This is a genomic window from Streptomyces sp. NPDC048417, from assembly GCF_040651615.1.
In the GTDB taxonomy this organism is placed as follows: domain Bacteria; phylum Actinomycetota; class Actinomycetes; order Streptomycetales; family Streptomycetaceae; genus Streptomyces.
The window spans coordinates 210,732-236,519 of sequence record NZ_JBEZKI010000008.1 but is presented as its reverse complement, the minus strand read 5'-3'; the positions used below and the strand labels follow the sequence as shown (position 1 = coordinate 236,519).

The 25,788-nt window shown below is 71.1% G+C and carries 23 protein-coding genes and 3 pseudogenes; 16 read left to right on the top strand and 10 right to left on the bottom strand.

Going from position 1 to position 25,788, the window contains the following annotated elements:
- The first annotated feature begins 9 nt into the window (after positions 1-9).
- The 11 genes and pseudogenes from crcB (AB0D59_RS15120) to AB0D59_RS15070 all read left to right on the top strand — a co-directional run bounded on the left by crcB (AB0D59_RS15120) (position 10) and on the right by AB0D59_RS15070 (position 10,785).
- Positions 10-471, top strand: a complete 462-nt coding sequence (gene crcB, locus AB0D59_RS15120) for a fluoride efflux transporter CrcB (RefSeq protein ID WP_362564928.1) — start codon at positions 10-12, stop codon at positions 469-471.
- Positions 468-605: pseudogene (locus AB0D59_RS15115) on the top strand (DUF190 domain-containing protein); the annotation flags it as partial. The gene crcB (AB0D59_RS15120) and the pseudogene AB0D59_RS15115, both read left to right, overlap by 4 nt.
- Before the next feature lie 82 nt (positions 606-687).
- A complete protein-coding gene (gene crcB / locus AB0D59_RS15110; RefSeq protein ID WP_362564926.1) occupies positions 688-1,062 on the top strand; it encodes a fluoride efflux transporter CrcB in 375 nt (124 codons plus the stop codon).
- A 71-nt stretch (positions 1,063-1,133) separates the two neighbouring features.
- Complete coding sequence (locus AB0D59_RS15105; protein ID WP_362564925.1) at positions 1,134-1,970, top strand: undecaprenyl-diphosphate phosphatase; 837 nt, start codon at positions 1,134-1,136, stop codon at positions 1,968-1,970.
- A 170-nt stretch (positions 1,971-2,140) separates the two neighbouring features.
- Positions 2,141-2,818 carry a FadR/GntR family transcriptional regulator gene (locus AB0D59_RS15100; RefSeq protein WP_362565079.1) on the top strand — a complete coding sequence of 226 codons (678 nt, stop codon included), beginning with the start codon at positions 2,141-2,143 and terminating at the stop codon, positions 2,816-2,818.
- Positions 2,815-4,254, top strand: a complete 1,440-nt coding sequence (locus AB0D59_RS15095) for an amino acid permease (RefSeq protein ID WP_362564923.1) — start codon at positions 2,815-2,817, stop codon at positions 4,252-4,254. The genes AB0D59_RS15100 and AB0D59_RS15095 overlap by 4 nt, the downstream gene beginning before the upstream one ends.
- Positions 4,255-4,297: 43 nt before the next feature.
- Positions 4,298-5,308: an asparaginase gene (locus AB0D59_RS15090; protein ID WP_362564921.1), complete on the top strand. Its 1,011-nt coding sequence runs from the start codon at positions 4,298-4,300 to the stop codon at positions 5,306-5,308.
- 159 nt (positions 5,309-5,467) lie between these two features.
- The gene (aspA, locus tag AB0D59_RS15085) at positions 5,468-6,883 is read left to right on the top strand and encodes an aspartate ammonia-lyase (RefSeq protein WP_362564919.1); all 1,416 of its coding nucleotides are present in this window, start codon (positions 5,468-5,470) and stop codon (positions 6,881-6,883) included.
- Positions 6,884-6,919: 36 nt separating this feature from the next.
- The gene (locus AB0D59_RS15080; RefSeq protein WP_362564917.1) at positions 6,920-7,858 is read left to right on the top strand and encodes a glutaminase; all 939 of its coding nucleotides are present in this window, start codon (positions 6,920-6,922) and stop codon (positions 7,856-7,858) included.
- Positions 7,859-8,050: 192 nt separating this feature from the next.
- Positions 8,051-9,445 (top strand): polyprenol phosphomannose-dependent alpha 1,6 mannosyltransferase MptB, encoded by a 1,395-nt coding sequence (mptB, locus tag AB0D59_RS15075; protein WP_362564915.1) that lies wholly within the window; start codon positions 8,051-8,053, stop codon positions 9,443-9,445.
- On the top strand, positions 9,442-10,785 hold the full coding sequence (locus AB0D59_RS15070) for a glycosyltransferase 87 family protein (protein WP_362564913.1): 1,344 nt from the start codon (positions 9,442-9,444) through the stop codon (positions 10,783-10,785). Before mptB ends, AB0D59_RS15070 begins: the two co-directional genes overlap by 4 nt.
- Here the strand turns inward: AB0D59_RS15070 and AB0D59_RS15065 are convergent.
- Together AB0D59_RS15065 and rho are read right to left on the bottom strand one after the other, a co-directional pair.
- A pseudogene (locus AB0D59_RS15065) lies at positions 10,728-11,720 on the bottom strand (serine hydrolase); the annotation flags it as partial. The gene AB0D59_RS15070 and the pseudogene AB0D59_RS15065 overlap by 58 nt on opposite strands.
- A gap of 94 nt (positions 11,721-11,814) precedes the next feature.
- Complete coding sequence (gene rho, locus AB0D59_RS15060) at positions 11,815-12,963, bottom strand: transcription termination factor Rho (RefSeq protein WP_362564911.1); 1,149 nt, start codon at positions 12,961-12,963, stop codon at positions 11,815-11,817.
- A gap of 395 nt (positions 12,964-13,358) precedes the next feature.
- Here rho and AB0D59_RS15055 point away from each other — a divergent pair.
- The 5 genes and pseudogenes from AB0D59_RS15055 to AB0D59_RS15035 all read left to right on the top strand — a co-directional run bounded on the left by AB0D59_RS15055 (position 13,359) and on the right by AB0D59_RS15035 (position 17,935).
- Positions 13,359-13,964 (top strand): annotated as a pseudogene (locus AB0D59_RS15055) (cytochrome P450).
- 124 nt (positions 13,965-14,088) lie between these two features.
- A complete protein-coding gene (locus AB0D59_RS15050; RefSeq protein WP_362564910.1) occupies positions 14,089-14,859 on the top strand; it encodes an SDR family NAD(P)-dependent oxidoreductase in 771 nt (256 codons plus the stop codon).
- Positions 14,860-14,865: 6 nt separating this feature from the next.
- On the top strand, positions 14,866-15,288 hold the full coding sequence (locus tag AB0D59_RS15045) for a VOC family protein (protein WP_362564909.1): 423 nt from the start codon (positions 14,866-14,868) through the stop codon (positions 15,286-15,288).
- A 13-nt stretch (positions 15,289-15,301) separates the two neighbouring features.
- Positions 15,302-16,819, top strand: a complete 1,518-nt coding sequence (locus AB0D59_RS15040) for an MFS transporter (protein ID WP_362564908.1) — start codon at positions 15,302-15,304, stop codon at positions 16,817-16,819.
- 162 nt (positions 16,820-16,981) lie between these two features.
- Positions 16,982-17,935: a hypothetical protein gene (locus tag AB0D59_RS15035; protein WP_362564906.1), complete on the top strand. Its 954-nt coding sequence runs from the start codon at positions 16,982-16,984 to the stop codon at positions 17,933-17,935.
- 3 nt (positions 17,936-17,938) lie between these two features.
- Here AB0D59_RS15035 and AB0D59_RS15030 read toward each other — a convergent pair whose 3' ends face one another.
- The 8 genes from AB0D59_RS15030 to AB0D59_RS14995 form a co-directional block, all read right to left on the bottom strand.
- A complete protein-coding gene (locus tag AB0D59_RS15030; RefSeq protein ID WP_362564904.1) occupies positions 17,939-18,709 on the bottom strand; it encodes an SDR family oxidoreductase in 771 nt (256 codons plus the stop codon).
- Positions 18,710-18,761: 52 nt separating this feature from the next.
- Positions 18,762-19,745: a LysR family transcriptional regulator gene (locus AB0D59_RS15025; RefSeq protein ID WP_362564902.1), complete on the bottom strand. Its 984-nt coding sequence runs from the start codon at positions 19,743-19,745 to the stop codon at positions 18,762-18,764.
- Between the two features lie 184 nt (positions 19,746-19,929).
- Positions 19,930-20,886, bottom strand: a complete 957-nt coding sequence (locus AB0D59_RS15020; RefSeq protein WP_362564900.1) for a fumarylacetoacetate hydrolase family protein — start codon at positions 20,884-20,886, stop codon at positions 19,930-19,932.
- A gap of 3 nt (positions 20,887-20,889) precedes the next feature.
- Positions 20,890-22,296 carry an FAD-binding oxidoreductase gene (locus tag AB0D59_RS15015; protein WP_362564898.1) on the bottom strand — a complete coding sequence of 469 codons (1,407 nt, stop codon included), beginning with the start codon at positions 22,294-22,296 and terminating at the stop codon, positions 20,890-20,892.
- Between the two features lie 8 nt (positions 22,297-22,304).
- Positions 22,305-23,273, bottom strand: coding sequence for a cyclase family protein (locus tag AB0D59_RS15010; RefSeq protein ID WP_362564896.1), 969 nt, complete (start codon positions 23,271-23,273; stop codon positions 22,305-22,307).
- A complete protein-coding gene (locus AB0D59_RS15005; protein WP_362564895.1) occupies positions 23,270-24,274 on the bottom strand; it encodes an amidohydrolase family protein in 1,005 nt (334 codons plus the stop codon). The genes AB0D59_RS15010 and AB0D59_RS15005 overlap by 4 nt, the downstream gene beginning before the upstream one ends.
- Positions 24,271-25,395: an FAD-dependent monooxygenase gene (locus AB0D59_RS15000; protein ID WP_362564893.1), complete on the bottom strand. Its 1,125-nt coding sequence runs from the start codon at positions 25,393-25,395 to the stop codon at positions 24,271-24,273. Before AB0D59_RS15000 ends, AB0D59_RS15005 begins: the two co-directional genes overlap by 4 nt.
- An 80-nt stretch (positions 25,396-25,475) precedes the next feature.
- A complete protein-coding gene (locus tag AB0D59_RS14995; protein ID WP_362564891.1) occupies positions 25,476-25,781 on the bottom strand; it encodes an antibiotic biosynthesis monooxygenase in 306 nt (101 codons plus the stop codon).
- Between the last annotated feature and the right edge of the window lie 7 nt (positions 25,782-25,788).

The window sequence follows — 25,788 nt, the reverse complement described above, 5'->3', positions numbered from 1 at the left end:
CCACGACCCATGACAGCCCCGGAAGCCGAGAGCCTCCGTGTCCAGCCGAGCCCCAGGCGGCGACCGGAATGGCGTGCCCAGGCGCCGGTCGTCGCGGTGGTCGCCGCGGGTGGCGCGATCGGAGCGGTGGCCCGCTACGCACTCGCCCTGGCGCTGCCCACCGCAGCGGGCGGATTCCCCTGGGCGACCTTCTGGACGAACGTCACCGGCTGCGCGGTGATCGGCGCGTTCCTGGTCCTGATCACCGAAGGGCAGCCCGCGCACCGCCTCGTCCGCCCCTTCTTCGGCACCGGCGTCCTCGGCGGCTTCACCACCTTCTCCACCTATGCCGTCGACATCCAGAAACTGGTCGACCACGGCCGGCCCGCCACGGGCCTGGCCTACCTCGCCGCGACCCTGTGCGCGGCCCTCGCCGCGGTGTGGTGCGCGGCCACCGCGACCCGCCGTGTCCTCACCCGGAGGCAGCGATGACGAGACTGACCGGCCGAGCCCTGCGCCTGACGGTCCACATCGGCGAGGACGACACCTGGCACCACAAGCCCCTCTACCCGGAGATCGTGCACCGCGCCCACGCGGCCGGCCTCGCGGGCGCCGGCGTCTTCCGGGCACCGAGGGCTGCGAGGTCATCCGATACGTCGGACGGGACGCGAACTCCGGCAAAACGGATGCGAAGGGTAAGAAGTCGTTGTGAACTGGCTGTTGGTCGTCGCCGGGGCCGTCGTCGGTGCTCCGCTGCGCTACCTCACCGACCGCGCCGTCCAGGCCAGGCACGACTCCGTCCTCCCCTGGGGTACCTTCGTGGTCAACGTCACCGGGTGCCTGATCCTGGGCCTGCTGACCGGTGCGGCCTCGGCGGGCGCGGCGAGCCCCCACCTCCAGCTGCTGGTGGGCACCGGGCTGTGCGGGGCGCTCACGACCTACTCGACGTTCTCCTACGAGACCCTGCGGCTGACCGAGACGGGCGCCGGGCTCTACGCTGCGGCCAACGTCGTCGCGAGCGTGGCGGCGGGGCTCGGGGCGGCCTTCGCCGGAGTGGCGATCGCCCAGGCGGTGTGGGCCTAGGACTTGCTTGACACCGCGCCTTGTAAGACTGTCTACAGCACTGTCGACCAAACTCTGCAGAACTGGATCCCATGAGCGCCATCTCCGTCGGTCAGGCCGCCGTCCTCGGGGTAGTCGAGGGGGTGACCGAGTTCCTCCCGGTGTCCTCCACCGGCCACCTCAAGATCACCGAGGGGCTCATGAACATCCCCGTCGACGACCAGTCCGTCGTCGGGTTCTCGGCCGTCATCCAGGTCGGCGCCATCGCCGCCGTGCTGGTGTACTTCTTCAAGGACATCCGGCGCATCGTCTCCGCCTGGGGCCGGGGGCTGGTCAACAAGGAAGAGCGCTACCACCACGACTACAAGTTCGCCTGGTGGGTGATCGCCGCGACCATCCCGATCGTCCTGGTGGGCCTCGCCGCCAAGCCGCTGATCGACGGCCCGCTCGCCTCGCTCTGGGTGGTCGCCGGCTCGCTGATCGCCGGCTCCGCGGTGATGTGGGTGGCGGACCAGATGGGCCGCCACAAGCGCGGTGAGGACGACACCTCCTTCAAGGACGCCATGCTGGTCGGCAGCTCGCAGATCCTCGCCCTGCTCTTCCCCGGCTTCTCCCGCTCCGGCGCCACCATGTCGACCGCGCTCATCCGCGACCTGGACCGGGTCGCCGCCACCCGCCTCTCCTTCTTCCTCGGCATCCCGGCCCTGACCGGTGCCGGCCTCTACGAGCTCAAGGACGCCCTGGGTGCGGGCGTCGGCGCCGCCCCGCTGGTCGTCGGCACGGTCGTCTCCTTCGTGGTTGCCTACGCCTCCATCGCCTGGCTGCTGAAGTTCGTCGCCAAGCACTCCTTCAACGCGTTCGTGATCTACCGGATCGTCATCGGCCTGGCCCTCTTCGGACTGCTCGCCACCAACACGATCAGCGCCTGACCCGGTCATCGCTCCGCCACGGGGTGTGACGCCTGTCCATTCAGGTGTCGCACCCCGTGAATGTTTCCTTTCCGGAAACTTGACAGCCTCGTCCCGCAACCCGGAACATCTCACTCGTGAACCTGTCAGACAGCCGGACAGCCGGACAGCCTCCGCGGCGTGTGAGTGCCATGGAGGCGGTACTGGCGCATCTGCGCGGCGCCATCGAGCGCGGCGAGTACGCCGTAGGCGACAAGCTCCCCTCCGAGGCGGAGCTGTGCCGCACCCTGGAGGTCAGCAGGCCCGTCCTGCGCGAGGCCCTGCGGGCCCTGCAGACGATGGGCCTGACCGTCTCCAAGACCGGCAAGGGCACCTTCGTCGTCGCCAGCGCCGTCGAGGACCCCACCTTCGGCGACTACGCGGCCAGTGACCTGCTGGAAGTGCGCCGGCACATCGAGATCCCGGTCGCCGGGTACGCGGCGCTGCGCCGCACCCCGGAGAACCTGGACCACCTGGCCCATCTGCTCGACCGCATGGAGCGGGAGACGGACACCACCGCGTGGGTCGCGATGGACACCCTCTTCCACCTCGCCGTGGCCGAGGCCGCCCAGAACCCGGTCTTCCGCCGGGTCATCGAGGAGATCCGGGACGCACTGGCGCGTCAGTCGGCCTTCCTCAACGAACTGGGCGGCCGCCGTGAGCAGTCCAACCGGGAGCACCGGGCCATCGTCGAGGCGCTGATCGACGGTTGCGAACCCGACGCCGTGGACGCCATGAGCCACCACCTGGACCGCGTCGAGACGACCCTCACCCACATCGTGCGCCCCGCGCGCACGGACGAGCACCCGGAAGGCGGAACCGAGGCGTGAGCGAACAGCACCTCAAAGACGAGACGCGCCCCTCGTCCCGTCACGTCGACGCCGGAGACCACGGCTACAGCAAGTCGCTGAAGCACCGGCACGTCAACATGATCGCCATCGGCGGTGCCATAGGCACCGGCCTCTTCCTCGGCGCCGGCGGCCGCCTCGCCGACGCCGGCCCCTCCCTCTTCGTCGCGTACGCGGTCTGCGGGGTCTTCGCCTTCCTTGTCGTACGCGCCCTCGGCGAACTCGTCCTGTACCGCCCCTCCTCCGGCGCCTTCGTGTCGTACGCCCGTGAGTTCCTGGGCGAGAGGGGCGCGTACACCGCGGGCTGGATGTACTTCCTGAACTGGGCGACCACCGGCATCGCCGACATCACCGCGGTCGCCACCTACACGCACTACTGGGGGATGTTCTCCGACATCCCACAATGGTTGATCGCATTGATCGCCCTTGCCGTCGTGTTGACCGTCAACCTCATCTCGGTCAAGATCTTCGGCGAACTGGAGTTCTGGTTCGCGATCGTCAAGGTCAGCGCGCTGGTGATCTTCATGTGCATCGGCATCTTCCTGCTGGTCACCCAGCATCCCGTGGACGGCACCACCCCCGGCCCCTCCCTGATCACCGACAACGGCGGCGTCTTCCCCAACGGTCTGCTGCCCATGCTGCTGATCATCCAGGGCGTCGTCTTCGCCTACGCCTCGGTCGAACTGGTCGGCGTCGCCGCGGGTGAGACCGAGAACCCCGAGAAGATCATGCCCAAGGCGATCAACTCGATCATGTGGCGGGTCGGCCTCTTCTACGTCGGATCGGTCGTCCTGCTGTCGATGCTGCTGCCCTGGAACAAGTACACGGCGGGGGAGAGCCCCTTCGTGACCGTCCTGTCCCACGTCGGCATACCGGCGGCCGGCGGCGTGATGAACCTCGTCGTCCTCACCGCCGCCATGTCCTCACTCAACTCCGGCCTCTACTCCACCGGCCGCATCCTGCGCTCCATGGCCGTCAACGGCTCCGCCCCCGGGTTCACCGCGAAGATGAGCCGCACCCAGGTCCCGTACGGCGGCATCCTGCTGACCAGCGGCATCTGTGTCCTCGGCGTCGGCCTCAACTTCGTCGTCCCCGCCGACGCGTTCGAGATCGTCCTCAACTTCGCGGCGATCGGCATCCTCGCCACCTGGGGCATGATCATGCTCTGTCACCTGCTCTTCTGGCGGAAGACCCAGAAGGGCGAACTCACCCGTCCCGGCTACCGACTGCCGGGCTCCCCCTGGACCGAGATCGTGACGCTGGCGTTCCTCGCCTCCGTCCTGGTCCTCATGTACGCCGACGGCGGCGCCGGACGCACCACCGTGCTGTGCCTGCCGCTGATCGTCGCCGCGCTGGTCGCCGGCTGGTACGCCATCCGCGGCCGACTCGCGCGCCCGTCCGCCGGCACCGACGCGTGAACCGCGAACCGGTCCGTCCCGACTCACCCGAGACCAGGCAGTGATGTACAGCAGTTCCCCCGCGGCCGCACCCGTCGTCCGTGAACCCCTCCACGCCCCCGTCGCCCACCTCATACGCGGCGGGGTCGTCGAGGGCATCCACTACGGTTCCGTCGTCGTCCTCGGCGCCGACGGCCAGGTCGAGTTCCAGCTCGGCGACATCGAGGCCGCGTTCTACCCGCGCTCGGCCGTCAAGCCCGTCCAGGCCGTGGCGATGCTGCGGGCCGGACTGCCGCTCGACGGCGAGCTGCTCTCCCTTGCCGCGGCCAGCCACTCCGGCGAGGAACGCCACCTCGCCGGCACCCGGCGGATCCTCGACCTCGCCGGCCTCACCGAGGACGACCTGCGCAACGTCCCCGACCTGCCGTACGACCCCGCGGTCCGGGACACCTGGATCCGCGAGGGCCGGCAGCCGTCCCGGCTCGCGCAGAACTGCTCCGGCAAGCACGCGGCGATGCTGTGGACCGCGAAGCTGAACGACTGGTCCCTGGCGGACTGTCTGGAGCCGGAGCACCCGCTCCAGCAGGCGATCGCCGAGATCGTCGAGGACCTGTCCGGGCAGCGCATCGCGCGGACCACCGTGGACGGCTGCGGGGCGCCGCTGTTCTCCATCTCCCTGCACGGGCTGGCCCGGGCGGTGTCGCGGATCGTGACCGCCGCGCCGGGGACGCCGGAGGCACGGGTCGCCGACGCGATGCGGGACCATGCCGAGATGGCGTCCGGGGCGGGACGTGACGTGGCCGCGCTGATGCGGGCCGTGCCGGGGCTGCTGGCGAAGGACGGGTTCGAGGGCGTGCAGGTCGCCGCGCTGGCGGATGGCCGGGCTGTTGCTGTGAAGATCGCCGACGGGGCGAACCGGGCGCGGGTGCCGGTGGCGGCCGCTGCGCTGGCGAGGGCCGGGGTTGACCCGGAGCTGCTGAGCGAGTTCGCCGGTGAGGCGTTGCTCGGCGGTGGCAGGGAGGTCGGGCGTGTGCGGCCCGTTCGTTCCCTGGAGCCGGTTTCGGTTTGCGCCTAGTGGGCTGGGTGGCCATGTCGTGGGCGGCTGCGGGCCGGGTGTGGCCGGTCGCGCCCGCGCGGCGGAGCCGCATGTCGATACAGCCCCGCGCCCCCAGCGGGGCGCCTCAGTCCCGTTCACTGAAGAATCACTCCCTCCGAAAGAGGAACTCCTCCCCTCATGACCACCGCCCTCGTCACCCGAAGCGAGCACGATCTGCTCGGTGACCGTGATGTTCCCGTCGACGCCTACTGGGGTGTACACACTCTCCGTGCCACCGAGAACTTCCCCATCACCGGGACGCCGATCTCCGCCTACCCGCATCTGATCGACGCCCTGGCCGCCGTCAAGGAGGCCGCCGCGCTCGCCAATGAGGAGCTGGGGCTGCTGGCGCCCGCGAAGGCCGCCGCGATCGTCGCCGCCTGCCGGGAGATCCGGGACGGCAAGCTGCACGACCAGTTCGTCGTGGATGTCATCCAGGGCGGTGCCGGGACCTCGACGAACATGAACGCCAACGAGGTCGTCGCCAACCGGGCGCTGGAGCTGCTGGGCCACCGGAAGGGGCAGTACCAGTACCTGCACCCCAATGAGGACGTCAACCTCGGTCAGTCGACCAACGACGTCTACCCGACCGCCGTCAAGACAGCGACGGTCTTCGCGGTGCGTGGACTGCTCAAGGCGATGTCCGTACTCCAGGACGCCTTCGGCCGTAAGGCCGTCGAGTTCCGTGACGTGCTCAAGATGGGCCGTACACAGTTGCAGGACGCGGTTCCCATGACGCTCGGTCAGGAGTTCTCGACCTTTGCCGTCATGATTGACGAGGATCGCTGCCGTCTTGACGAGGCCGTCAAGTTGATCCATGAGATCAACCTGGGGGCCACCGCCATCGGCACCGGCCTCAACGCGCCCGCCGGATACGCCGAGTCGGCCCGCCGGCACCTCGCCGAGATCACCGGGCTGCCCCTGGTCACGGCCGCCAACCTCGTGGAGGCGACCCAGGACTGCGGTGCGTTCGTGCAGATGTCCGGCGTGCTGAAGCGGATCGCGGTCAAGCTCTCCAAGAGCTGCAACGACCTGCGGCTGCTGTCCTCGGGGCCGCGCGCGGGGCTCGGCGAGATCAATCTGCCGCCCGTGCAGGCCGGTTCGTCGATCATGCCCGGCAAGGTCAACCCGGTCATCCCCGAGGTCGTCAACCAGGTCGCCTTCGAGGTGATCGGCAACGACGTCGCCATCACCATGGCCGCCGAGGCCGGGCAGCTCCAGCTCAACGCGTTCGAGCCGATCATCCTGCACTCCCTGTCGGAGAGCATCACGCATCTGCGGAACGCCTGCCTGACCCTGGCCGAGCGGTGCGTCGACGGCATCACCGCCAACACGGAGGTGCTGCGGGCCACCGTCGAGAACTCCATCGGCCTGGTCACCGCCCTCAACCCGTACATCGGGTACACGGCGGCCACCGACATCGCCAAGGAGGCCCTCGTCACCGGCCGGGGTGTGGCCGAACTCGTCCTGGAGAAGGGTCTGTTGCCCGCCGAGCGGCTCGCCGACCTGCTGCGTCCCGAGGTCGTCGCCGGCAGCGCTTCACCCCTCGTCTGACCTGCGAGTACGCACCAGGGCCGGCTCGGAGGCACAATGGTGATCATGACAATGACGTCGTCCCCAGCCTTTCTGCCGGTCCTGGAGCGGATCGCGGAGGAGATCGAGCGGACGCCCGGCCGCGGGCGGCCCGCCGACTACATACCGGCGCTCGCCGCCTGCGATCCCCGCAGCTTCGGCATGGCCGTGGCCGAGCTGGACGGCACGGTCTACGGCGTGGGCGACTGGCGGCAGCCGTTCTCCACGCAGTCCATCACCAAGGTCTTCACCCTCGCCCTCGACCTGGGCCGCGAGGGCGACGAACTCTGGGAGCACGTCGGCCGCGAACCCTCCGGCAACCCTTTCAACTCCCTGGTCCAGCTGGAGTACGAGAACGGCATCCCGCGCAACCCCTTCATCAACGCGGGCGCCCTCGTCGTCACCGACCGCCTCCAGACCCGTACCGGAGACGCGGCCGGCGAGCTCCTCGCCTTTCTGCGCGCCGAGAGCGGGAACGCCGCCCTGGACTTCGACAAGGGGGTGGCCGCCTCCGAGTCCCAGCACGGCGACCGCAACGCCGCCCTGGCCCACTTCATGGCCTCCTACGGCAACATCGACAACGAGGTCCCGGTCCTCCTCGACCAGTACTTCCGCCAGTGCTCCGTAGCCGCCTCCTGCGCCGACCTCGCCCTGGCGGCCACGTTCCTGGCCCGCCACGGCATCCGGGCCGACGGCAGCCGTCTGCTCACCCGCAGCCAGGCGAAGCAGGTCAACGCGGTCATGCTGACCTGCGGGACGTACGACGCGGCGGGCGACTTCGCGTATCGGGTGGGGCTGCCGGGGAAGAGCGGGGTCGGGGGCGGGATCATCGCCGTGGTGCCGGGACGATGCGCGATCTGTGTGTGGAGCCCGGGTCTGGACGAACGGGGCAACTCGGTGGCGGGAGTGGCGGCGTTGGACAGATTCACGACACTCACGGGTCTGTCGGTGTTCTAGACGCGCGGCTGTGGCGCCCCGCAAGGGGCGCGGGGCTGTACAGATGTGCGGCTCCGCCGCGTGGCCGCGACCGTCCACCACCGACCCGCGCCCGACAGCGAATCACTGGCCAGTCACAGCCAGGTCTCTCCCAAGAAAACGCCCCGTCGCTTTCTGGCCACCCACCCTTGACACGCTGAGCCAGTGTTGGCCATGGCTTTTCCCGTCGATCTTCGCCGATGCCAGGTCCTGGGCCTGGCCGGTACCGCGTTCCTCGCCCTGGGAGGTGAGACCGCCGGCGCCCTCCCCGTGGAGGACCTGCTCGCGCCCAGTTCGGTGCAGGCGGCGTTCGGCCTGGTCGGGGTCTACTTCGGCGTCGTGCTGCTCATCGCGGCGTGGCTGCTGCTGGGCCGCCTCGTGCGTGGTGGCGAACCGCCCAGCCCCCGCCAGCTGTTGCTGGTCCTCGCCGTCTGGGCGGCCCCGCTGCTGCTCGCGCCCCCACTGTTCAGCCGGGACGTGTACAGCTACCTCGCGCAGGGCGCGATGGTCGACGCGCACATGGACGTCTACACGGCGGGACCCGCGCAGCTCGGCGGTCCGCTGGCCGACGAGGTCGCCCCGGTCTGGCAGAACACCGCCGCACCGTACGGCCCCGCGTTCATGGGCGTGGCCTCGCTGCTGTCCGGCCTGACCCGGGGCGAACTCCCGGCCGGGCTCTTCGGGATGCGGCTGGTCGCCCTGCTCGGCGTCGGCCTGATGGCGGCCGCGCTGCCCCGGCTCGCCCGGCACAGCGGCGCCGACCCGGCGGCCGCGCTCTGGCTCGGCGCCCTCAATCCCCTGGTGCTGCTGCACCTGGTCGCGGGCGCCCACAACGACGCGATCATGCTCGGTCTGCTCGGCCTCGGCCTGGTCGCGGCGCTCGGCCGCTGGCCGATCCTCGGAGCCGTGCTCGTCACGCTCGCGGCACTGGTGAAGGCACCGGCCGCACTGGGGCTGCTCGCGATCATCGTCGTACAGGCGCGCAAGGGCCGCAGCCCGGTGGGCGCCACCCTGCTGACGGCGACCGCGTCCGGCGCCACGACGGTGGTCGCGACCGCCGTCGCCGGGACCGGGTACGGGTGGATCAGGGCACTCGACACGCCCGTCTCCGCGCACAACTGGGCGCTCAGCAGCCTGCTCGGCCGGGCCACCGGCGCGCTCCTGGAACACCTCGGGAGCGATCTGGCGCCGCTGGCCGTGCCGGTCTGGCATCTGCTCGGGCTCGCGCTCACGGCGGTGACCGTGCTGTTGATATGGGTCCGGCTGCGGCCCCGCCCGATCTACGCCCTCGGCCTGAGCCTGGCCGCGGTCGCCGCCTTCGGACCGGCGATCCGGCCCTGGTACGCGATCTGGGGCCTGTTCCTGATAGCGGCAGCGGCGCCCAGCACCTCGGTACGGCACCGGGTGGCCGCCGTCACCGGAGTGCTCGCTCTCGCGGTGCTGCCCAGCGGCGGCTCCGCCGACATCGGCCAGCTGATCCTCGCCGTCTCCGGCGGAGTGCTGGGCGTGGTCGTGCTCTGGCAGGCCCACCAGGCCGCGCAGGCCCCGGCCGTGGGACGTACGGCATGAGAGGACCGCGTACCGACCGGGGGAGACTGCTGCTCGTCCTGGTCCTCGTCGCCGCCGTGACCGCGTTCACGGCCACCGTGCCGCTGCTGCGCGACTGGTTCGATCTGCGCGTCTACTACGGCACTGTGCACACCTGGGTGCACCACGGCGGGCGGATCTACGACTACCGGGTGCCCGGGACGACGTACGGCTTCACCTATCCGCCGTTCGCCGCCGTCGGCATGCTGCCGATGGCGCTGGTGGGGCTGCACCTGGCCATCGCGGCGTCATTGCTGGTCAACCTGGCCGCGCTCGCCTTCGTGCTGCGCATCCTGGCCGGGCCGGGCTGGCGGCGCTGGGGCTGGTACCGCTGGGCGCTGGTCCTGTGCGCGCTGGCGCTCTTCGAGCCGCTGCGGGACACCTTCAGCTTCGGCCAGGTGAACCTGATCCTGCTCGCCCTGGTCCTTGCGGACTGCTGTCTGCTGCGCAGTGGGCGGGGCCGCTGGGCCGGGATCGGCATCGGGCTCGCCGCCGCGATCAAACTCACCCCCGCGCTGTTCATCGGCATGCTGCTGATCGGCCGCAGGTGGCGTGCGGCCGGTGTCGCCACAGCCGTGGCGCTCGCCGCCACCGGGCTCGCCGCCTGGGCCGACCCGAAGGCGTCCCGTTTCTACTGGACGCAGGCCCTCTGGGACACCAGCCGGGTCGGCCGGCTCGACTATGTGTCGAACCAGTCGCTGCAGGGCGTACTGGCCCGGCTCGGCCATCCGGACAAGCCGCTGTGGGCGACGGCCGTGCTGCTCACACTGGCCGTGTGGGCGTGGCGGACCCGCAAGGCGGTGGCGGCCGGGGACTGGACGGCCGCCTTCGCGCTGACCGGACTCGCCGCCTGCCTGGTCAGCCCGATCACCTGGGTGCACCACCTGGTGTGGGCGCTGCCCTCGTTCGCCCTGCTGGCCCGCGCGGGGTACCCGCGGATCGCGGGCGCCCTCTACGCGGTGATGTGCACGAGCGTGGTGTGGCTGTGGTTCGACGACGCCTCGGGCATCGACGGGTTCCTCGGCAGCAACATCTACACCTGGATCACCCTGGGTCTGCTGCTGGGCCTGCCGACCGGTCAGTCCCGTGCGGAGCGGTCGCCCCTGAGCCGCATCGCGAGGGTCACGGCGCCCACGCCGAGTACCGCGAAGCCCGCGGCCATGGCGGTGTCGGACCAGCCGGAGTCGTCCTCCGGCGCGGTGGCCGCCGCCATCGGCACGGTACTCGGCCCCGACTGGGGACGCGGCCTGGCCCGCAGGGCGTCCAGCGAGCCCACCGGGTCGACCCGTCCGGCCGCCTCGAAACCCCAGTCGAGCAGCTGACGGGCCTCGTCGTACACGCCGCCGTCCTGGGGGTTCATCACCGTCACGAGCAGGGTGCGCCCGCCGCGCCGGGCGGCGGCGACCAGGGTGTTGCCGGCGTTGGTGGTGTAGCCGTTCTTGATCCCGATCAGGCCGGGATAGCGCGGCACACCGTCCAGGCCGGTCAGCAGCCGGTTGGTGTTCTCGATGCCGAACGACCAGCCGTCGCCGGCCGGGAAGCGGGCCGCGGCGGTGGAGCAGTACCGGGCGAAGTCGTGGTTGCGCAGTCCGGCCCGGCCGAACACCGCCAGGTCGAACGCCGAGGAGACCTGCCCCGGTGCGTCGTAGCCGTCGGGGGACTCGACGTGCGTGTCGAGGGCGCCCAGGGCACGCGCCTTGGCCTGCATCAGGGTGACGGTGCGGTCCCAGCCCCCGGCGAGTGCGGCCAGGACGTGCACGGCGTCGTTTCCCGAGCTGAGGAAGACCCCGCGCCACAGGTCGGCCACCCGGTAGGTGTGGCCCTTCTCGACGCCGACCAGGCTGCTGCCCTCCTCGACGTCCGCCAGCTCCTGGGGCGTCACCCGGTGCTCCAGACCGGCCGGCAGGACCGGCAGCACGGTGAGCGCGAACAGGGTCTTCAGCGTGCTGGCCGGCGGCAGCTCGTGATGCGCCTCGTTCGCCGCCAGCACCTGGCCGCTGCCCGCGTCGGCGACCAGCCAGGAGAGCGCGGAGACGTCCGGGACCTCCGGCACCCCGGAGTGCGGCCGTACCTGGGTGCCGGAGTGGTAGAGCAGGGACGGCCCGGGCACCACCGCCCGCGGGGGCGGGGCCGGGTCCCGCGCCACGGTGCCCGCGGCGGCGGTACCGGACGTCAGCGCCAGCAGGCCCGCCGCGCAGAGGGCACAGGTCGACACCGCCGCCCGGCGAGGGAATCGGTCAGAGAATCCGATCGTCATACGATCAACGTAGGAAGGGAGTCGGCGTCCGGCGCGCAGCCTGGGCCGGATGGACGCCCTGAGCAACCCGGATGCCGCATGTTCGGCTCCGGTGTCAGCCCGCCGGCAGAGTCGGCTGGACGCGGCGCAGGAAGGTGGCGTTGTCCGGCGTCTCACGCATCCGCTCAAGGAGTGTCTCCAGGCCGGAGGGGGTCCCCTCGCGGCTCTGCAGGGCCCGGCGCAGGCCGCGTACGGCGGTCAACTCGGCCGGGGTGAGCAGGAGTTCCTCGCGGCGGGTGCCGGAAGGGGCGATGTCCACGGCCGGGAAGACCCGCCGGGAGGCCGGCTCGCGGTCCAGACGCAGCTCCATGTTGCCGGTGCCCTTCAGCTCCTCGAAGAAGTAGCCGTCGGCCCGGGAGCCGGTGTCCACCAGGACGGTGGCGAGGATGGTGAGTGAGCCGCCCTCCTCGGCCTTGCGGGCGGCGCCGAAGAACCGCTTCGGGCCGAGCAGCGCGCCGGCGTCGACGCCGCCGCTGAGGGTACGGCCGTTGGAGGCGGCCGCGTTGTTGTGGGCCCGGCACAGCCGGGTCAGGGAGTCCAGAAGGATGACGACGTCCCGGCCGTCCTCGACGAGCCGCTTGGCCCGCTCGACGACGAGCTCGGCGAGGGCGATGTGCTCCTTGGCGGGACGGTCGAAGGTGGAGGCGTACACCTCGCCGTGGACCGAGCGCCGCATGTCGGTGACCTCCTCGGGGCGCTCGTCGAGCAGCAGCACCATGAGGTGGCACTCCGGGTGGTTGCCGGCGACGGCGGCCGCGTACTGCTGGAGCAGCACGGTCTTGCCGGTCTTCGGCGGGGCCACGATCAGCCCGCGCTGCCCCTTGCCGACGGGGGCGAGCAGGTCGGTGACCCGTCCGGCGAGCCCCGACGCGGGGTGTTCGAGGCGGATCCGCTGGTGCGGGTGGAGCGGGGTCAGATCGCGGAAGTGACGTCGGCCGCGCAGCTCTTCGGGCGTACGGCCGTTGACGCGCGTGACCTCGGTCAGGGTGCGCTGGTTGCCCCGGACGCCCTCGACGAGGTCGCCCTTGCGCAGGCCGTGACGGCGGATCAGCGCGGCGGAGACCTGGGGGTCGGCTGGGGAGGACACGCAGTTCGGGGCCCGCAGCTGCCCCTTCCCGCCCGCGTCGATGTCGAGGACACCGGTGACGGGCCGGACGGCGTTGTGGGCCTGCTGCTGTACGGGAGGTTCGAGTGTGGTGGTCATGAGAGGTGGTCCTTTCGAGGACGGAAAGACAGGAGAGAAGGGGGAGTGGGCCGCGAGCGGGAGGCGTACACACAGGCCTCCGTGCGGCGGGAAACGACACCTCGGGAACGACACGGAAAGCCCTGGTCACGAGGTGGTGCGGAGAAGCCGGCGAGCCGATCGGAAAGCGACGGCCGAAGCGGCTGGAGGAGAGGGAACGGCACCGGCGCCCGAAGAGGGGGCGACCACAGGTGCTCATCGCACTATACCCGGCGTTCCGTGGTCGTCAACATGCCACCGGTCACCGATATTCCCGGACGGTTCCCGGACCTGAGTGGCCGGGAACCCCGCATCCCGGCGGCTCGGGTGCGCCTACGATCGGCCGTGCCCGTGTACCACGCCCGCCAGTCGCCGCGGTGGAGACCTCGCCCGTGCCGCACCTGCTGAACCCCGCCGGCGGCTGTCCGCACGCCGACAACGCCAGGCTGCCGGCGCGCGGCTCCGGGGTGCCGGTCGTGCTGCCGGGCGGTGCCGAGGGCATGGCCGTACTCGGGCACGAGACGCTCAAGGAGTTCCTCCAGCACCCCGAAGTCGCCAAGAACGCGCGGCACTTCACCGAGCGGGCACGGTGATCCCTGAGGGGACACCAGTGCTGGCGCGGCTACTCCGCCGCCGGCCGCGATCCGGCCGCGCACCGCCCGGACGCCGACACGTTCGACGTCACCCGGCCCGCCCGCCCCGACGCCGTCCGTAACCTCTCCCTCGGCCAGGGCGCCCACTACTGCCTGGGTGCCCCGCCGGCCCGGCTGGAGGCCACGGTGGCCCTGGAGCGGCTCCTCGTCCGCTTCCCCGCTCTGGACCTCGCGGCCCCGCCGGCCCGGCTGGAGGCCACGATGGCCCTGGAGCGGCTCCTCGACCGCTTCCCCGCTCTGGACCTCGCCGTGCCCGAGGACGGCCTCGCCCGGGAGGCCGGCCTCGTCGGCAACAGCGTCCGCGCCCTCCCGGTTCGCCTGGGCGTCTGAGCCGCATACCAGCCATACGAACCCCCGATAGCCCTTCCCTGACGCATTTCTTGTTCTGGTCATAGGTCCTACCTACGCTGCCACCACCGCACTTCGGCGGCATGGGACAAGGGACTTGGCGAATATGGGTCGACTGGCCGGGAAAATCGCTTTCATCAGTGGAACGGGGGCTGGAATCGGCCGGGCCGCGGCACAGGTATTCGCGGCGGAGGGCGCCACCGTATTCGGCTGTGACATCGACGAGAAGAGCGCCGCCGAAACCGTCGAACTCGTCGAGAAGTCCGGCGGCGTGATGCGTTCACTGGCACCGGTCGACCTTTCCACCGAGACCGGGGCGCGGGAGTGGATCGAGGCCGGGATCGAGGAGTTCGGCGGGATCGACATCCTCTACAACAACGCCTCCGCGCTGCGGAACGGCCCCTTCGAGACGATGCCGGCCGAGGACTGGTACTTCACCATCAGGAACGAGCTGGACATCCCCTACTTCTGCACCCGGGCCGCCTGGCCGCACCTGGTCGCGCGCGGCGGCGGGGCCGTCCTGAACGTCGCCTCGGTGGCCGCCGTGCGCGGCGCGCCCTTCATGCCGATGGTGCCGCACGGTGCCGCCAAGGGCGGGGTGCTGGCCATGAGCAAGCACCTGTGCGCCGCCGGCGCCCCGCACCGCATCCGCGTCAACACCATCGCCCCCGGCATGACCCGCACGTCGGCCACCGCCCCCTTCCTCGACGACCCGGACGGCCCGAAGGGCCGGCTGGAGGCGCGGAACCCGGTCGGCCGGATCGGGCAGCCCGAGGACATCGCCCGTGCCGCGGCCTTCCTCTGCTCCGACGAGGCGGCCTTCGTCAACGGCGCCAACCTCATGGTCGACGGCGGCGACAGCGCGATGGCGGGCTGAGCGCCGATGCACGCACGGCTGGACCACGTGGGCGTCAACGTACGCGACCTGCCCGCCCAACTCGCCTGGTACCGGACGGCCTTCGGCCTGGGGACCGTCTTCGAGTTCCGCCTCGACGGACCCGGCCTGAGCGGTGTCGTCCTGGAACACCCGCACGGCTGGCGGATCGAACTCCTCGCCAGGCCCGGGTCCGCGCCGGGCCTCAGGGCACCGGACCCGATGACCGCCGCCCTCACCGAGGGGTACGGGCACTTCGCGGTCACCACCCCCGAACTCGACCCCGTGTACACCGCCCTGGTGGCACACGGGGCGGGCGAGGTGCTGAAACCCGGCCCGTCCCCCGAACCGGGGGTGCGGATGGCCTGGGTCAGGGACCCAGAGGGAAATCTCATCGAACTCATAGAACGCGGCACCACTGTTGACCCGTGAGATGGAGTACGGAATGACCAACGCTGTGAGAAAACTGGACGTGGGCACGCTCGTGGCCTGTTGTCTGGCAGTTGCCGCCGCGCAGCTGTGCATTACCGTTCCCTCGCCCATCAACGGGGAAATACAGGCCGCGTTCGGCGCCTCGGGATCACAGGTCGCCTGGGTCACCTCGGCCTTCATTCTGCCCACCGCGATTCTGGAACTGAATTTCGGTGTGGTGGGCGACCTGTTCGGCCGTAAGCGGCTGCTGGTGCTCGGCGGATTCGTGCTGGCGGTCGGTGAACTCCTCAACGTCACCTCGCAGAACATCACCATGCTCTGGATCGGCCAGGCTCTCGCCGGTGTCGGCGCAGCCGCGCTGTTCCCCAGCTCCCTCGCCGTGATCGCGGCCGCGACCCCCGGTGAGAAGGACCGCGCCAAGGCGGTCTCGATCTGGGCGCTGAGCATCTCCCTCGCCTCCGCCGTGGGCCCGCTCTCCTCCGGCATCCTCGCCACGGTCGCCGACTTCCGCTGGGCGTTCGTGCCACCGGTCGTCCTCGGCATCGCGGTCGGCGTCTCCTGCTGGGCGCTGGTGACCGACTCCAAGGCCCCCGAGGGCCGGGCCCTGGACTGGCCGGGGCAGATCAGCATCGCCGTCGGCCTCACCGCCCTGCTGTGGGGCATCATCGAGGGCGGCGACCGCGGCTGGAGCAGCCCCTCGATCGTCTTCGCGCTGGTGCTCGCCGCCGTCGCGCTGGTCGGTTTCGTGGTCGCGGAGAACCGCGCCGAGTCCCCGATGTTCAATCTGGAGCTGCTGAAGATCCCGTCGTTCGCCGCGGCCGCGGTGGTCGCGCTGACCGGCATGTTCGGCTTCATCGGCACCGCCTACTGCGTCTCCATCCGGCTCGGCGCGGTGATGCACCTCAGCGCGCTGCGCGCCGGCATGCCGTTCGTGATCCTCCAGCTCATCCCGCTGCTCCTGGCACCCGTGCTCAGCAGGATGCTCACCCGGGTCGAGCCGCGCTGGCTGCTGATGGGCGGTCTGCTGCCGATGGCCGCCGGCCAGTTCTGGATCGCCGCGCTGCCCATCACCACCACCGATCTCGCCGCCTTCATCGGCCCGGTACTGCTGCTCGGCATCGGCTTCATCTGTGTGGTCTCCTCGCTGACGTCGGCCGCCGTGAACGCCGTTCCGATCGAGATGACCGGCATGGCGAGCGGTGCGACCAGCCTGGTCCGCGAGTTCGGCCAGGGCCTCGGGCCCGCCGTGATCAGCACGATCGCGATGAGCGCGGCCTCCTCCGCGCTGGTCGGCAAGCTGAGCGGCGCCGACGCGGGCATGGAGGCCGCCGCCGGTCCGCTCGCGGTGGTCAACGCGGGCAGCGACAGTGCCAGGGCCGCCGCGCAGGACGCCCTCGCGCACGGCATGGCCCTGGGCGTGGTGATCTGCGGCTGCGCCTCGCTGCTCGGCGCGCTGGTCACCCTGCTGCTGGTCCGCAAGAACACCGCGCGAGCGACGGCCCAGCTGCCGGTGCAGCCCGCGTCCGCCTGACCACGGACACGACGAGAAGGCCGGGGCTTGCGCCCCGGCCTTCTGACATGTGGTCAACTCCGGTGCCGTCAGGAGGTCGTGGAAGGGCAACGGATGTCCGCAATCCATAACGGTCCTGGCCGGGAGGGGACTTGATGTCTGGTAATGCCTTATCTTCACGACATGTCCACGCCACCGCAGCAGCCGCCGTCCTCGCCGCAGCAACCGCCGTCGACTCCCCAGCAGCCCCAGCAGCCCCAGCAGCCCCAGCAGCCCCCTCAGCAGCCGGACCAGTCGCCGGCGGTGCCGCCCCAACAACCCCAGCCGACCGCGTACCCGTATCCGAACCCGCAGTCGCCGCCCCCGCAGAACCCCTACGCCCAGCCGACCCTCGTCAACCAGTCCGCGCCGCCCCCGCAACAGGGCACGCAGCAGGCCAACCCCTATGCCGTACAGCCCGGTTACGGCTACCCGCCCCCGGCCCCACCACCGCCGTCGGCGGGCGGGAACGCGGCCGGGAGAGCCGTGCTGTGGGCCGTCGTGGGGGCGGTGGTCGCCTCCGCCGCCTGGGCGGGCGGCATCTTCCTGACCGGCGGCTTCGGCACCGGCGCCGATCTGCGCGGCTACCAGGCGCCCGCGAACCTCTGCTCCGGCGCGGACTACTCGTCGTTCAAGGACGAGTACCCCGTCGACGACTCGTCCCCGACGAAGAACGTGCTGAAGGACCCGGCGCTGGACGAGAGTTACTGCAGTCTCAGTCTCAAGAAGACCGGTTCCAGCTACGGGGACGCCTATCTCACCATGACGGTCGACCTGCACAAGAAGACCGACCCGGGGCCGGAGTTCACGGCCACCTGGAAGAAGTACGGCGACAGCCACACGGACTACGACGTGAGCCCGGTGAGCGGCATCGGGGAGGAGGCCTACCTGGTCACCCAGGACACCAGCAACGGCTCCACCACCAGCGGCTCGCGGTACGCCACGCTCGCGGTGCGGGACGGCTGGATGACGTACACCATGTACTACAGCGCGTACTTCTCCTCGTACGACAGCGACACCGACCCGCCGACACTCGACGACGTGACGGACTGGCTGAAGACGGACACCAGGTCCACGCTGGAGCAGCTCAAAAGCTGACGCTCAGCCCCGGTCCAGGGCGTCGGTGATCGCCTTCACCGGGCCGTGCGCCGAGTAACCGCCGTCGACGGTGATCTCCGCGCCGTTGACGTACGACGCCTCGTCGGAGAGGAGATAGACGACGAGCGGCGCCACCTCGTCGACCGTGCCCGGGCGGCCCTGGGGCGTCATGGCGAGGTGGGCGGCGACGAACACCGGGTTGGCGGTGGCCATCAGCGGGGTCTCGATGTAGCCGGGGTGGATGACGTTCGTACGGATGCCGCGCGGGGCCAGCTCCAGGGCCGCCACCTTGGACAGGCCCCGCAGCGCCCACTTGCTGGTCGTGTACGCGACCGCGTGATGGGCGGTGAGCCCGGCGACCGAACCGACGTTCACGATCGAGGAGCCCGCCGGCATCAGCGGTGCCAGGGCCTGGATGCCGAGCAGGGCGCCGGTGGTGTTCACGGCGAACGCCCGGTTCCAGTCGGCGAGTTCGACCTGGCCGAGCCGGGCCCGCATCGGGATGCCCGCGTTGTTCACCAGACCGTGCACGACGTCGAGGGAGGCGGCCAGCGTCGCCCAGTCCTCCGGCGAGGTCACGTCCAGACGGGCATACCGGACGTCCAGGCCGTCGGAGCGCAGGGCGGCGGCGTGCTTCTCGCCGGCCTCGTCCAGCACGTCGGTCGCGATCACCGTGGCGCCCTCCCGGGCGGTCGCGGCCGTCTCCGCGGCTCCCTGGCCCTGTGCGGCTCCGGTGACGACGACGGTACGGCCTGCCAGGCGCGTGCGGCTCACGGCTTCCACGATGTCCTCCGAGGGGGGCGTGCGGGATGTCCTGCCGCCCACGCTAGGAAGCCGCGGACAGCTGCGGAAACGCGCTCTCGGGATGGCTGCCATCCACGTCGGCGATCTCGCAGGGAGGTTCCTCGCCCAGCGCCGCCCCGACCCTGCGCACGGTGTCCCGCAGCCAGCGGTGGGCCGGGTCGGCATGCCGGTTGTGGTGCCAGTACATGGCCTCCACCAGCGGCACGTCCGGGAACGGCGCCGGTACGACCGCGCAGCGCGCGAAACCCTCGTACCGCCTGGCCAGCCGTTCCGGGACCATCGCCACCAGGTCCGTGCCGCTCACCAGGAACGGCAGCACGCTGAAGCCGGGCGTGCTGACCTGGACCTTCGGGGTGATCCCGAGGGTCTCCAACTGGCGCTCGGCGGGGGTGTGGCTCTTGCCGATGGCGCAGGCCGCGTGCAGCATCTCCGCGAGGTCCCGAAGGGTGAGTCGGCCGTCCACCAGGCGCGGGTTGTCCGGGTCGACGAGGCACACGAACCGGTCGTGCATCACGGCCTCGCTGACCCCGGGGAGCTGGTAGCCGAGCGGCACGATCATCAGGTCGTGGCAGCGCAGATGCGTCTCGGTCTCCAGCTGGCCGTCGACGATCGGGTGGAAGTCGATCCGCACCCCCGGCGCCTCGGCCGCGATGACCCGCAGCAGCGGCTCCACGAACACCGTCATCACGTAGTCCGACATGACCACGGAGAACCGCTGGCGGCTGCGTCCGGGGTCGAAGTGCCGGGTCAGCGACAGCGCCTCCTCGGCCTTTTGCAGCGAGCCCTGGACGACCGGCAGCAGCCGCTCCGCGAGGGGTGTCAGCTCGTACTCGCGGCCCACCCGGATCAGCAGCTCGTCGTTGAAGTGCCGGCGCAGCCGGGCCAGCGAGCCGCTCATCGCGGACTGGCTGGTGGACAGCCGTACCCCCGCGTGGGTGACGTTCTTCTCCTCCAGGAGCGCTTCCAGTGCCACCAGAAGATTGAGATCGATCGCTCCGAGACCCACGGGTGTCCCCTTCCGGCCGGCCACGTCATTGAAGCTTCGGTGAAACGGGAGGTTAACCAGCGGACGGCCGTCGAGGAAGGGGGGCGGGGCGACTCTCAGGAAGATCCGATGCCAGGCATCCGGGCACCGGATACCCCCAGGTGGGGGGCGCGCGCGCACCACAGGCCCCCCACAGCTTCGGGTGCTAGGGGCGGGGTGTGCGACCCCTCTTGCGGGCCCGCGGAAGGTACGCGTCCGCCCGCCCGGGCACGATCCGGTTGGACACCGTGCCGAGCCCCTCGACGCTCAGCGTCACCTCGTCGCCGGGCTTCAGCGGGGGCGGGGTGCGCTCCCCGAGCCGGCCCCAGAACTCCGCCAGCGCGCCCCAGCCGCAGGTGCCGGACCCGAGGATGTCACCGGGCCGTACCCAGGCGTCCCGGCTGGCGTAGGCGATCATCTCCTCGAAGGTCCAGGAGACGTTGGCGAGGGTGTCCCGGCCGATCAGCTCCCCGTTCAGGGTGACCGTCATCTCCAGGTCCAGGAAGCCGTCCGGATCCCGCCGGTCCCGCACCTCGTCGGCGGTGACCAGGTAGGGGCCCAGCGTGTGGGCGAAGTCCTTGCCCTTGGAGAAGCCCAGCCCGAGGTTCTTCTCCGGCTTCTGCAGGTCACGGGCCGACCAGTCGTTGAAGACCAGATAGCCGACGATGTGGTCCCCGGCCCGCTCGGGGGTGAGGTCGCGGCCGCTGCGGCCGATGACCGCGCCGACCTCCAGCTCGAAGTCGAGCACCGAGCAGCCCGCCGGGACCGGCACGTCGTCGTGCGCGCCGTAGGCGGCGTGCGGGTTGGTGAAATAGAAGTTGGGCGCCCGGTACCACTCCTTGGGCACCCGCTCCAGACCGTCCAGCGACTTCGACACGCCCTCGATGTGCGCCTCGAACCCGACGAAGTCCCGGATCGAGGGCGGCTTCAGCGGCGGCAGCAGCCGTACCTGATCCACCGTCAACCCGCCTGGCACATCGAGGGCTTCGATGCCGGCCGCGTACAGCACCTCCGCCTCGATCAGCGTCAGGAGGCTCACCCCCTCGGGCAGCGGATGGATCACCCCGTCCCACACCACACCGGCGCGCTCCTCGCCCTCGTGCTCGTATGTCGCGAAACGCATGGCTCACTGCTCCCAGTGGTTGGTGTTGGTGACGGTCCCGGCGCTCAGATAGCCGGCGAACACGCCCTGGGGATCACGGGCGGCCCGGATCTCGTTCAGCCGCCGCCACTGTTCGTCGCCCATGAACCTCAACTGCCGTACCGTGAAGTCGGAATCGCCCAGGTACTGGCCGACGGTCACCGGCCGCATCGCCGCCATCGCCCCGTCCAGCCAGCCGCGCAGCTCCGCGTCCCGCTCCGGCTCGTCGTGCACGACATAGCTCGCGCAGTAGATCTCGGACTGCAACGAGAAGGCCATGTCGGGCAGTCGGCGCAGCGGGGCCATGGAGAACCAGATGGTGAAGGTCCCCCGGGTGGGGTGCTCGGTGAACGCCTTGCGGATCGCCGGGACGACCTCCTCGGCGGTGCCGGAAAGCCAGGCGTTGTCGACGAAGTAGCGGTGACCCTCCGGGTTGGCGGCGCGCTGCCCGGCCAACTGTTCCGCGAAGGTGGTGGGTTCGGCCTCGATCCGGAACAGGGCCCGGTCGGCGTACGGGTTGGCGTGCAGGGGCGCGAGCGCCTCGGCCGCCTCCTGAGGGGTGTCCGTCATCGCCACACCCGTCACCAGCAGCACCGGTCCGTCGAGATCGGGCGGGGTCTGGGTGAGAGCGACGATCTCCACCAGGTCGGAGACGGTGTGATGGGTGTGGTGCAACCAGGTCATGACCTCGTCGAAGAGGTCCAGCGGGTAGGCGTGCACGGTGTGCGCCAGGTGCCCGGGGAGCGGGCGGGTACGCAGGTGGAAGCGGGTCACGACCCCGAAGAAACCGGGGCCCGCACCGCGCGCCGCCCAGAACAGGTCGCTGTGCCGCGTCTCGTCGGCCCGGACCAGCTCGCCGTCCGCCGTGACGACGTCGATCGCCACGATGTTCTCGGCCGCCCAGCCCCAGCCGCGCGCGTTCCAGCCCTGCCCGCCCTGGAGCAGGAAACCGCCGATGCCCACCGACGGACAGTGCCCGCCGTTGAAGAACCGCCCGAACTCGCCGAGATACGGGTTGAGTTCGTCGCCGCCTTGGACGCTGGGAGTGGCCGTGACGATTCCGGTCCGCGGGTCGTACGCCATCTCGCGGAAGCCGCCGAGGTCGATCAGCAGCGCGTCCCGGCGTACCGACCAGGCGGCCCAGCTGTGCCCGCCGGAGCGCACGGCGACCTGCCAGCCGCGCTCCAGGGCGAGCCGGACGCCCTCGACGACGTCCCGTTCGGTGGCCGCCTCGAGCACGGCCGCGGGGATGCGGTCGTCAGGGCGGCGGGCGTTGAAGACCCGCCGGTACACGGCGTCCTCGAAGTCCTCGTCACCGGGGAGGTGGAGGGTGCCGGAGAAGCGCTTCTCGTCCGGGGGTTCGGGGGTCGTCCCCCGATTGATCGCGGTCACCGGGCGGCTCACTTGACCGCGATGGGGTTGACGGGGGCACCGACCGCGCCGGTCACCGGCAGCGGCGCCGCGACCAGCAGGAACTCATGGACTCCGTCGGCCGCGCAGTCCTCCGCCAGGGCCTCCAGGTCCCACATCTCGCCGAGCGGCAGGCCCATGTTGGGGATGGCGATCTGGTGCAGCGGCGACATCGCCGGCTCGGCGAACTCGTACGGCCGTACCTCAAGGCCCCAGGTGTCGGAGGCGATGGCCGCGATCTCCGTGCGGTGCAGCCAGCCGAGGGTGGTGAAGGACAGGCCGGGCGCGTCCCCCGCCGCGTACCCGCCCCACTCGCCGAGCCGCCGCACCCGGCCCAGTTGTCCGGTGCGGAGGAGCACCATGTCACCCCTGCGCACGCTCGACGTGGCGCCCTGCGCCTCGATGGTGGTGCGCAGGTGCTCCTCCAGGATCGGGAAGCCGTCCGGGAGTTCACCGTGCGCGTCGCCGACCGCCCGGCCCACGTCGAGCAGCACCCCGCGGCCGGTGAAGGCGTCCCGCATGTGCTCGATACCGGTCACGGAGTCGCCGTCGCCGCCCACGATCGTGCACGGCCGGCCGTTCCAGGCCTGCTTGTTGTCGTAGATGTGGCCCAGCCCGTCCCACTGCGTGGAGGCCTGGAGCGGCATCAGCACATGGTCGTCGGCGCCGCCGAAACCGTGCGGGAAGCCCTGGGTGCCGGCCGCCGCGTCGGAGCCGGTGTCCCGCATGTAGTGCACCGGGTTGATCCGGCCCCGGAAGCCGCGCTGCGGGCCCGACTCGTTGAACTCCTGCGCCAGCGAGAAGGAACGGCCGCGCCGGACCAGCCCGGCGGCGTGCGCGCGGATCGCGTCGTCGACGAAGTTCAGCGTGCCCAGCACGTCGTCCTCGCCCCAGCGGCCCCAGTTGCGGTACAGGGCACGGGCCTTGGCGAGTTCTTCCTCGATGGGACCGACGGTCATCGGACCTGTCCTTTCAGCAGCAGTTCCAGTGCGTTGCCCCCGGCGATCGCGTCCCGCGCGACCGGGTCGAGACCGGCCGCGTCGAGCCGCGCCACCGGGTCTGTCACCCCCATGTCGAAGGGGTGGTCGGTGCCGAGCACCACCCGGTCCGCGCCCACCTCCTCGACCAGGTGGCGCAGCGCGCGCGGGGTGTAGACAAGGGCGTCGAACCACATCCGGCGCAGATAGGAGCTGGGCGGTTCGGCGCAGCCGCGCGCGTCCGGCCGTACCCGCCAGGCGTGGTCGGAGCGGCCGATGTACGTCGGCAGGTAGCCGCCGCCGTGCGCGGCCACCAGCTTCAGCCGCGGGAAGCGGTCCAGGACCCCCGTGAAGATCAGCCGGGAGAGCGCGACCGTGGTCTCGGTGGGCTGGCCGACCGTGTTGCCGAGGTAGTGGGTGGCGAGCCGCTCGCCGAGCGAGCAGCCCCAGGGGTGCACGAAGACAATCGCACCCAACTCCTCTGCCTTCAGCCAGACTTCGTCGTGCGCGGGGTCGGCCAGCTCGCGGCCCGCCACGGCGGTGGAGACGCTGATGCCGTGCAGGCCCAGCTCGGTGACCGCCTGGTCCAGCAGGGCGACCGCGAGGTCCGGGTGCTGGAGCGGTACCGTGCCCAGGCCGTGGAGGCGCTCGGGCGCGGTGGCACAGTGCGCGGCCACCGCCTCGTTGACGGTACGGGCCACTCGTACCGCCAGTTCGGGGCCGGCCCAGTAGTGGTGCATGGGCATCGGGCCGACCACCTGGACGTCGACGCCCATCGCGTCCAGGTCGGCGAGACGGGCGCCGGTGTCCGTCAACTTTGGTGCCAGCCGCTTGAGTTGGTTCCGGTTGGCGGCCAGTGACGCGGGGGAGTGGGCGCGCTGCTCGGCGGCCAGCTCGGCCGCGAAGCCCTCGGTGCCGGCCACCAGGGCGTCGGCCCCCGGGACCGCGAGGTGGCCGTGGAAGTCGACGACGGGCGCGCTCATGCGGCCACCGTCAGCGAGGAGAGTGTCTCCGACATGATCCGCGCCGGGTCGGCGCCCGGGGTCTCCGGGTGGATCTCCCACTCGGCGAGCCGGAGGGAGTTGTCCAGCACCATCCGCACCCGCGGCAGTCGCCGGGCCATGAACCGGGCCAGGGCCCGCTCCACCGGCTCGTCGGTGGTGACCAGCTCGGCCAGCAGCACCGCGTCCTCCATGCACATCGCGGCACCCTGCGCGATCAGCGGCGGACAGGCGTGCGCCGCGTCGCCGATCACCATCGCCCGGCCCCGGTGCCAGTCCTCGTCGACCAGCACCGTCTCGATCCAGCGGTAGTCCACCGCCGTGTCGTCCGGGAGCGAGGCGATGATCCTCCCCCAGGTGCCGCCGTACCCGGCGCCGCGCTCGCGCAGCAGGTCCAGCGAGGCATGCGGGCCGATCAGGGAGGCGTCCAGGTTCTCGTCGAGGAGGTAGGCGTAGCACTGGTCGCCGGATATCGGGCTGTAACCCGCCTTGTAGCGCGGGCCGCCGTAGTACACCTCGGCGCAGTCCATCTCGGCGGGCCGCCCTGCCACCACCCGGAAGATCGACATACCGACCGGGCGGGGTTGCGTGGTGATGCCGATGAGCGCGCGCAGCGCCGAGTTGATGCCGTCCGCGCCGACCACCAGGTCGTAGCGGCCGGTCGAGCCGTCGGTGAAGGTGGCGTCGATGTGATCGGGCCAGTGGTCGAGGTGTTCGACGCTCAGCCCCAGGCGGACCGTGACGCCGTGCGTGTACACCGCGTCGCACAGCGCGTTCTGCAGGTCCGAGCGGAGCGCGCCCGCCGTGGACGGCAGGTCCGCACCACCGGTGTGCGGGGTCTCCAGCTCGGTGATCAGACCGCCGTCCGCCCGGCGCAGCCGCATGAGGTCGAACGGCACCGCCCGGGCCAGCACCCGGTCCAGCACGCCGACCGAACGCAGTGCCTTGAGCGCGTTGCCCTGGATGGTGATGCCATGGCCCACCCCGAACCACCGGGGTGAGATCTCGGCCAGCTCCACCTCGACACCGCGCTGGGCGAGCGCGAGACACAGCACGCTTCCGGTGATGCCGCCGCCGACGACGAGCACCTTGTGAACGGGCATGGGCGATCCTTGCTCACAGTAGAAAGACCTCAGAGGAGAAAGAAAAGGGAGAAAGACAAGGGAGCAGCGACCTGCGGCTGTCAGCCGGTGAAGCGCGGGCCCAGCTCGTGGTAGTGCTCGACGGCCGGCGGCGCGGCGAAGAACGGGCCGACCAGGGCCCGCCAGCGCGCGAACCGCTCCGACGCCCGGAAGCCGACCGTGTGCGCCTCGACCGACTCCCAGCCGACCAGCAACAGGAAGTTCCGCGGCCGTTCGTCGCAGCGCAGCAGCTCCGCCCAGCGGAAACCGCCGGCCTCGGCGAGCACCTCGCGGGCCTTGCCGAAGACCTCCGCGAACTCGGCCTCCCGGCCTTCCTCGACGGTCAGCTCCGCATGCTCGACCACCACGGTGTTC